This is a genomic window from Anaeromonas gelatinilytica, from assembly GCF_016820635.1.
GTDB classification, from domain to species: Bacteria; Bacillota; Clostridia; order Tissierellales; family SIT17; genus Anaeromonas; species Anaeromonas gelatinilytica.
In genome coordinates this window covers 1-8,095 of the sequence record NZ_WSFU01000026.1, presented here as the reverse complement: position 1 = coordinate 8,095, position 8,095 = coordinate 1, and the positions used below count along the sequence as shown (strand labels likewise).

Genomic DNA, 8,095 nt, shown 5'->3' with positions numbered 1-8,095 from the left:
AAGTTTATTTTTTGGACAAAAAATATTTTAACTTATTTTAGGGAATTTAGCTATGATTTTTTTGTGAAAATATCATATGTAAATATATGGATCTTAACTGTACGTAAGTCAGATTCAAAGGCTCGGACAAATTTATTAATATTCTTTTGAGTGGCTCAAAACATATTACAGGAAATCCAACTGATGGATTTGCAATAGATGGGAAAAAGCTGGTCCCTGTAGGAGAAGACGCTTATAGGGAAAAAGATCTTGGATATATTAAGTTTATACAAAAGGGCAATAATTTGTATTATTCGCCCAAGCAGTTTTATACATCGTACGTACGAGTACCATGGTATGAAGGTACTGAATGGCAATTGTTTGTAATACTGTTTTTATATCTGCAAGTCTAATAGGGTTTATTGTTTCCAGTATTTTTATTATACCGGGTATAATGAAGAAGGATAAACGCCTAATTCTGACTAATATACCTGCTGTTGCGGTGTTCATTCTGTTTGTACTTATGATTATCAGATTTATTTATCATATAGATTACATGAATGAAGTTTTCGGAGGCTTGAATTGTACTGCTGGTTTGGGAAGGGTGATATCTTTTTATAAGATAGGAGCATTTATGATAGCCATTTCCGGACTGTGCGGAATTGTTTCAACAGTATACTTATGGCTTAAAAAACGAAGCATTTTTGTCCGCGTGCTTTACTCCATATGGAGCATAGCAGTTGTGTTGTTTATAGCATGGTTTATTCAGATGAATCTCATAGGGTAATAAGCAAATATAATAATGGGAGACGTAGTAAGCATGTGTAGTATTTTTAACTGGTGCTCGTCCCCTCGGCCCAAGACTGCCAGGATCCGGTTCTACATATACGGTATATAACTAGTAATGGAACAATTTAGTGGAACAAGAAAAGCAGAAATATTGAAATATATATAATTGGTGGGGATCAAATCTCTGGCCGATTTTACGTTGCTGGTTAAAATTATAAAATGATGTATAATAAAAATAAGAAAATTTATTAGTGTATGATCTGGGATGGAGATGAATTATATTGGGTAAATATACAGATGACCAAATAAGAAACATGGTATGGTTATACTGTAGAATTTATATTTAACTTAAATTTATGTTTTCGACTATGGAGGTGTCTGATGAATACAATTCTGTTATTAGAAGATGAAGAAAGTGTAAATCGTGGTATTGCATTTACCCTTGAAAAAGAAGGATATCAAGTTATTCCTTGTACCACCATAGAGCAAGCAAGTAAGAACTTTGAGAGAAATGAGATACAACTAATTATATGTGATATAACATTGCCAGATGGAAATGGATTGAATTTAATAAGAATGATTCGAAGAAAAAGCAATGTTCATATTATATGTCTGACAGCATTAGATCAGGAAATAGATCAAGTTATGGGATATGAAGCGGGAGCGGATGACTATATTGCAAAGCCGTTTAGTTTATCTGTTCTTTCATTAAAGATAAATGCATTTTTTAAAAAGCAATTAACTACTGATAGCGGGATAACTGAATCAGGAGATATAAGACTTTCATTTCATGAAATGCAGATTTGGAAATGTGGGGAGGAAATATCCTTAACGAAAAATGAATGGAAGCTATTACAGGCTTTCATAGGACACCCGAAACAAATTATGTCAAAAAGACAACTGTTGGAACAATTGTATGATATGGAAGGAGATTTTGTAGAAGAAAATACAATTGCAGTCAATATCCTAAGACTTCGTGAAAAGATTGAAGGAGATCCAACAAATCCACAATATATTAAAAATATCAGAGGAATCGGATATATCTGGGACAAGGAATGCGTAAAGAAATGAAAAAATGCAAATCTAATAGACAGAGTTTTTATATTGTGATAGCAGTTATACTATTTCTGGCTATTTTATTATTCGATTTTGTCACAATAAGAATGGAGTATATGAATTATCAAGATAAAGTTCGGATTCTGTGCAAGATGATATCCGAGGAAGACATGATACAAAGTGCTACAAGAATACTAAAAGGTTCTAAAGATATGAACATAGAAGCTGGAGAGAAAATATTAGCAGACTATGGATATCAATTAGAAAATCAAAATGCGCTTTACCAGCTATATAAGGAACAATGTACTCAAATAATTACATTGTCAATTATACTTTACATAACATGTGTGCTCATCATTTGGGCTATTTGTATAATTGAAAAACAAAAAAGAAAGATGGAAATAGGTAGATTAGAAGAAGTATTATCTAATTATAGAAAAGAAATATATGATATACCAGATATCTCTTCCAACGATTTTATAAATAAGGATACTGAAAAACTATATTTCAATATCCAATCTTTCGGTGATTATCTCAAACTATTAAGCAAACGGATATACGAAGAAAAAGAAGAAACAAAGTCGCTTGTTACAGATATATCTCATCAACTAAAGACACCGGTTGCGGCATTAAAGACCAGCTTTGAAATACTGCAACAGGATGACTTAAATCCTGACGAGAAAAAGGAATTTTCATATAGACGTAACCTTCAGCTAAAGGGCATAGAAAATTTGCTAGAAGCATTAATTAATATATCACGAATGGAAACGGGTATGGTTGAAATAAAAATGGAAAACCTGTGTATTTTTGAGACCATTCTTGATGCTGTTAATAGAGTGCATTTGAAAGCAGAAGAAAAAAGAATTCAGATAGAGATGGATGCAGATGAGGATTTACAGGAGTTAATGTTACCTCATGATAAGAAATGGTTAAGTGAAGCATTGATTAATATTCTTGATAATGCGATTAAGTATAGTCCCACAGACACCTGTATTATCATTAGAATGATGAAAAGAATCACATTTCTACGGATAGAAATTGAAGACCAAGGAATTGGAATACCAAAGTGTGATTATAATCAAGTATTTAAAAGATTTTATAGGGGAAATTCCAAGGAAGTAAAAGCACAGACGGGATCCGGTGTGGGATTATATCTGACTCGCGAGATCATTAACAGACATAATGGAACTATAAGTGTCTCATCAGGAGAAAAAGGTGTGGGTTCCAAGTTTATCATTCAATTACCTTATCGTATATAGAAGTCTTACAATTCTGTAAGACTTTTTTTGTTATTTTGAAAGCCGATTGAAATATTGACATTGTATTCTATTCATATATAAAAGAGATAGAATCGAAAGGAGTAAATAAGATGGAGACAATTCTTAGAACAGAAAATCTGTATAAAACATATGGATCAGGGCAAACAAAGGTAAATGCTGTGGAAAATGTAAATATTTCAATTGAACAGGGGGAATTTGTTGCAATCGTTGGAAAATCAGGATCTGGTAAAAGTACATTATTGCATATGTTTGGAGGTTTAGATACACCATCGAAAGGAAATGTTTATATTAAGAATCAAAATATATTTAAATTGAAGGAGGATGAACTGGCAGTATTTCGTAGAAGAAAGATAGGATTTGTTTTTCAGACTTTCAATTTAGTTTCATCCATAAACGTATGGGAAAATATTGTTTTACCAATTGGGCTGGACGGAAAAAAAGTAGATGAAACATTTGTAAAGGATATTATTAAGACCCTTGGTCTTGAGCAGAAGCTGCATAATTTTCCTAATACATTATCCGGAGGACAGCAGCAAAGAGTTGCTATTGCGAGGGCATTAGCTTCAAAGCCGGATATTCTTTTGGCAGATGAACCTACCGGTAATCTGGACTCAAAGACCAGTGATGAAGTGATAGGGTTCTTAAAAATGTCTGCACAAAAATATGGACAGACTCTTGTAATGATTACACATGACGAGGATATTGCCCAGATTGCTGACCGGACCATCCTGATTGAAGACGGGAAGGTGGTGGAGCAATAATGAATACCATAACCGGACTTGCAGTAAATAATGATAAAAAGAATAAAACAAGAAGTATACTGATTATAGTATCTATCATATTGACTACTATGCTTTTAACTATCATAGCCACCTTTTGTTATGGAGTCATAAAATCAAATCGTACGAATACAGAACAGCTTTATGGCAGTTATTATGGAACTTATAAAGGTATTAATGAAGAACAGATTCAGGAAATGGAACTTCGAAGCGAATTTACGGATATTGGGAAAATGGCATTTGTCGGGGAAGTAATAAATAAAAGTGATATTAGTCTATATTATGCAGATAAGACAACTTATGAATTAACGAATCTGTCTGAGTATTTGGATGAAGGAGCTTTTCCGGAAAATGAAGATGAGATTATAGCAGAAAAATCTTTTTTTGAGGCACTTGGATATGATAATCTACAAATAGGAGATAAGATTAGTTTAAACAGCAGAAAGGATTCTGATAGCACTTATGAAAAGAAGGAATTGGTAATCAGTGGATTGCTGAAGGAAAGTGTGGCGGAGACAACTAAGAAAACATATGTTGGTTATGTGTCAGAGGAATATTATGAAAATCAAGTAGCTGCTAATAAACGTTATTATTCGGTTTATTTCAGGTTAAATGATTCCGTTGATATAACAAGTGATGAAGCAGAAGATTTATTAAAAGAACTGGCAATAAAATGCGGAATTTCTGAAAAAAAAGTATCGGTAAACGATTATTATCTGATGTGGTCATTAGACCCTGGAATGGAGACAATATTAGGCGGATTGCTGATTGCCTTTTGTGTAATTATTTTTTCTGTAATCGTTATATATAATATCTTCCAGGTTGGTATTGTACAAAAGATTCAGGAGTATGGAAAATTGAAAGCACTTGGAGCAACAAAGAAGCAATTGAAAAGAGTGGTTATGATAGAAGGAATGTTGCTTTCAGGGATTGGAGTTCCTGTTGGTCTGATAATTGGCTGCATTTTAAGTAAATTTACTTTTTCATGGCTTATGGAACAATCAAATTCTCTGAGGGCAGGAGCAGATTTAATTGAAGTTTCTATTTTTTCAGTCCCTGTTTTAATTTTAGTCGTAGTTGTTTCGTTCCTTACAGTTTACTTGGCAATTAGAAAACCAATGAAAACTGTTGCAGGGATATCGCCTGTTGAAGCTATGCGATATCAGGAAAATACAAGTAGAAAAAGAAGCTTAAGAAAAGGGAAAAAAGTTGTCGGAGTAAAAGAAATGACTTTGGCAAGTCTATCTGCAAATAGAAAAAGAACAATTGTTACTGTTTGTACTATGGGGCTTTCCTGCGTACTATTTGTTGTTATCGCTAATTTTGTGGGGAATATGGACAATGAATATGATGCAAGGAAAAGCGTAGAGTACGGACAATTTCTAATTAGATTAGACTATTCGTTAAATGATACTGCATATCCTGAAAATAATCTGGATAGTATTTTAAAAGAAAATCTGCTTGGGACTGATTTGGTTACAAAAATTAAGCAGATTGATGGAGTAACAGATGTGCGGACAAGAAAAGTTCTTGCTTTGAAAGAAACAGATGAAACTGGTCAGGAAACGGGAAACATGTCATCTGTTGCAGTTTTGAATGAAGAGGACTTTAATAATTTTAAAAGCCGTGGAGGAAATATGGGCACTCTTGATTATGATACTGCATCTGAGGAAAATGGTATATTATATGGATGGTCTCATTTTATGGAGGACTATGGATATTCGTTAAATCAGAATATACTGACACAATTAGAAAATGGTATATCGCAGGTATCTTTTACCGGTACTATACAAGGTTCTTTTGGTAATTGCGATCAGGATTGGGGAATCACAGAAGATACTTATAAGAAGTTGGGATTTACAGAAGATGGAATCGGATATATCTGGGTGGACTGTGAAGAAAATAATCTGACAACAGTCCAAAAGGAATTAAAGGAACTGCTAACAGATAAGGAGCATGTGGAACTGGAAACGTATCAGGATGCACTAAAAACATCGCAGTTCAGTACAAGAATGATGAAAATGGCTTCTTACACCTTACTTGCAATTCTGGGGATCATCGGATTTATGAATATGACAAATACATTGATAGTAAGTATAATTACGAGAAAACAGGAGATTGGTGTTTTACAGGCAATTGGTATGACAAACCAGCAGTTAAATCGTATGTTCCAAATGGAAGGATTTGTATTCACAATAGGTACTGTTATAGTGGCGATGGCAGTAGGTATACCTGCCGGATATGCGATGTTCTGTTATGGTAAAAGTCAAAGCTGGATAGGACTGAATATTTACCATTTTCCATTATTAGAGATTGTAATTATGATAGCTGTGATTACAATATTGCAGATAGTTTTGTCATTTGTTTTAAGCAGAAACATCAGAAAAGAATCATTAATTGAAAGAATCCGGTATCAGGAATAGAGAACTGAGATTATAAGCACAACTATTGATTTAATAGATGAAAGACAAGCGGCTATTGAAGATGTTCTTGATGCAGGACATATTTCGGCGGATATGGAATTACTTAAGGCAGGTAATAGAAGTCAGTTAGATACTATTTATAGATGGATAGATAATTCTGATGCCTTAGTGGAATTTATTAAGTATTTATGAATTTCTGAAAAAAGACAAATGGCATTAAGATTTGTATTCTAGTGCCATTTGTATATATTTTAAGAGACTTGTAAAAGCAGATCTCTTAAAATATATAACCTTATTATTCCACAAACTGGTGTCCCCATTTACACATAGCGTCTAACACTGGCATAAGGGATTCCCCCTTATCCGTAAGTCGGTATTCCACCTTAGGTGGTACCTGTGGATATTCTTTCCGAGTGATTAGCCCATCAGCTTTGAGTTCCTTCAATTGATTGCTGAGCATTTTATGCGTGATATTTTTAAGAGCTCTTTTTATCTCACTATACCGCATCACTTTGCGGTGCCATAGCCAAAAAAGAATATGCATTTTCCATTTTCCTCCCACCAAGGACAATGTATATTCAAATGGCTTGGAATAGACTTCTTTTTGTTGATCCATTCTAACTCTCCTTTTCAATAGTATCTACCTAAAAAGTGCATACTTGCTAATATACTTATTCTAGTATAATATATAAACATAAATTATGCAAGGAGGATAATACTATGAAAAAAGAAATTGAAGTATTTGATTATGCTAATGAGATTATGAAAGCGGTCAAAACAGGCGTTTTGTTGACCACAAAGGTAGATGACAAAGTGAACTCTATGACTATTGCTTGGGGTGCACTCGGAATTGAATGGTCAAAACCGATTTTTACAGTTTTCGTTAGAGAAAATCGCTTTACAAAACATCAACTCGAAAAAAATCCTGAATTCACAATAAACATACCATATGGTGCTTTTGACAAAAATATATTGGGAATTTGCGGAACAAAGTCCGGTGGTGCAATTGATAAAATCAAAGAACTTAACTTGACACTTGAAACACCTAATAATGTTTCTGTTCCTGCTATTAAGGAACTTCCTTTGACACTTGAGTGTAGGGTTATATACAAGCAAAAACAAGATGAGAGTGAAATTACAGAAGAAAACAAGAATACATTTCACCCACAGAATGTTGATAGTTCATTTCACGGTGCAAACAAGGATTTTCATACCGCTTATTACGGAGAGATTGTTAGTGCATATATTATCGAATAGTATATCTTGAAGTTCCTTGAGTTCACAATCAAGGTTATGAGCATAATGGGAAGCTAATAAACAATTTTCAAGTAATTTATCAATATCATTGTGAAATGGAGTTAAAGGGCTTTTCTTGTCGTACCATAGGATGCATGTACAACCGAAACATCTGGATCTAGGTATCTTTTTACTGTTTTTCTGACAAAGCCAGTTGTTCTTGCTATTGCACTTATTGAATAACCATCCTCATACAACTTTCAATATCAATTATAACTGTACCATAGGTACTACGCTTTTTGATTGCAAAATCATCAATACAAACTTTAGATATTGATGATTTATCTACAAATGGTATCTCTTTTTTTCGAGAGATTACAATATGATGTAACTATTATGACATATTTCGACACTGCTTTCAACTAACTGTGGAATGAAACACTTTTAGACTAACATAAACAAGTTCAGATTATAAAAGATAGCCCAGATATTTAAGGTGACCCCAAAAAGTTAGACTTTTTTCAGAGTAGAGATTTGTAATGATTTCTACTCT

General features: G+C 33.4%; 9 protein-coding genes. 7 read left to right on the top strand and 2 right to left on the bottom strand.

The genetic code is table 11. The annotated features are described in order from the left end of the window. The first annotated feature begins 349 nt into the window (after positions 1-349). From GOQ29_RS02385 to GOQ29_RS14955, 6 genes are all read left to right on the top strand, one after another. Complete coding sequence (locus GOQ29_RS02385; RefSeq protein ID WP_203371030.1) at positions 350-766, top strand: hypothetical protein; 417 nt, start codon at positions 350-352, stop codon at positions 764-766. 383 nt (positions 767-1,149) lie between these two features. Beyond that, positions 1,150-1,839 carry a response regulator transcription factor gene (locus tag GOQ29_RS02380; RefSeq protein WP_203371029.1) on the top strand — a complete coding sequence of 230 codons (690 nt, stop codon included), beginning with the start codon at positions 1,150-1,152 and terminating at the stop codon, positions 1,837-1,839. After that, entirely contained in the window at positions 1,836-3,083 is a 1,248-nt protein-coding gene (locus tag GOQ29_RS02375; RefSeq protein ID WP_203371028.1) for a sensor histidine kinase, read from the top strand. The genes GOQ29_RS02380 and GOQ29_RS02375 overlap by 4 nt, the downstream gene beginning before the upstream one ends. Positions 3,084-3,193: 110 nt before the next feature. Next, positions 3,194-3,865: an ABC transporter ATP-binding protein gene (locus tag GOQ29_RS02370; protein WP_203371027.1), complete on the top strand. Its 672-nt coding sequence runs from the start codon at positions 3,194-3,196 to the stop codon at positions 3,863-3,865. After that, positions 3,865-6,306 carry an ABC transporter permease gene (locus GOQ29_RS02365; RefSeq protein ID WP_203371026.1) on the top strand — a complete coding sequence of 814 codons (2,442 nt, stop codon included), beginning with the start codon at positions 3,865-3,867 and terminating at the stop codon, positions 6,304-6,306. Before GOQ29_RS02370 ends, GOQ29_RS02365 begins: the two co-directional genes overlap by 1 nt. Positions 6,307-6,315: 9 nt before the next feature. Continuing rightward, the gene (locus tag GOQ29_RS14955) at positions 6,316-6,498 is read left to right on the top strand and encodes a DUF4062 domain-containing protein (RefSeq protein WP_203371031.1); all 183 of its coding nucleotides are present in this window, start codon (positions 6,316-6,318) and stop codon (positions 6,496-6,498) included. A gap of 103 nt (positions 6,499-6,601) precedes the next feature. Here GOQ29_RS14955 and GOQ29_RS02355 read toward each other — a convergent pair whose 3' ends face one another. After that, positions 6,602-6,922 carry a winged helix-turn-helix transcriptional regulator gene (locus GOQ29_RS02355; RefSeq protein ID WP_203371025.1) on the bottom strand — a complete coding sequence of 107 codons (321 nt, stop codon included), beginning with the start codon at positions 6,920-6,922 and terminating at the stop codon, positions 6,602-6,604. A 104-nt stretch (positions 6,923-7,026) separates the two neighbouring features. Between GOQ29_RS02355 and GOQ29_RS02350 the strand changes: the two genes are divergently transcribed. Continuing rightward, the gene (locus tag GOQ29_RS02350) at positions 7,027-7,563 is read left to right on the top strand and encodes a flavin reductase family protein (RefSeq protein WP_203371024.1); all 537 of its coding nucleotides are present in this window, start codon (positions 7,027-7,029) and stop codon (positions 7,561-7,563) included. Between the two features lie 101 nt (positions 7,564-7,664). Here GOQ29_RS02350 and GOQ29_RS14950 read toward each other — a convergent pair whose 3' ends face one another. Beyond that, entirely contained in the window at positions 7,665-7,799 is a 135-nt protein-coding gene (locus GOQ29_RS14950) for a helix-turn-helix domain-containing protein (RefSeq protein WP_350445959.1), read from the bottom strand. Between the last annotated feature and the right edge of the window lie 296 nt (positions 7,800-8,095).

What these genes read in the sequence shown, in the direction of transcription:
- GOQ29_RS02370 (WP_203371027.1), top strand. Translation starts at nt 3,194, where the DNA reads ATGGAGACAATTCTTAGAACAGAAAATCTGTATAAAACATATGGATCA.
- GOQ29_RS02350 (WP_203371024.1), top strand. Translation starts at nt 7,027, where the DNA reads ATGAAAAAAGAAATTGAAGTATTTGATTATGCTAATGAGATTATGAAA.
- GOQ29_RS02365 (WP_203371026.1), top strand. Translation starts at nt 3,865, where the DNA reads ATGAATACCATAACCGGACTTGCAGTAAATAATGATAAAAAGAATAAA.
- GOQ29_RS02385 (WP_203371030.1), top strand. Translation starts at nt 350, where the DNA reads ATGGCAATTGTTTGTAATACTGTTTTTATATCTGCAAGTCTAATAGGG.
- GOQ29_RS02355 (WP_203371025.1), bottom strand. Translation starts at nt 6,922, where the DNA reads ATGGATCAACAAAAAGAAGTCTATTCCAAGCCATTTGAATATACATTG.
- GOQ29_RS02375 (WP_203371028.1), top strand. Translation starts at nt 1,836, where the DNA reads ATGAAAAAATGCAAATCTAATAGACAGAGTTTTTATATTGTGATAGCA.
- GOQ29_RS02380 (WP_203371029.1), top strand. Translation starts at nt 1,150, where the DNA reads ATGAATACAATTCTGTTATTAGAAGATGAAGAAAGTGTAAATCGTGGT.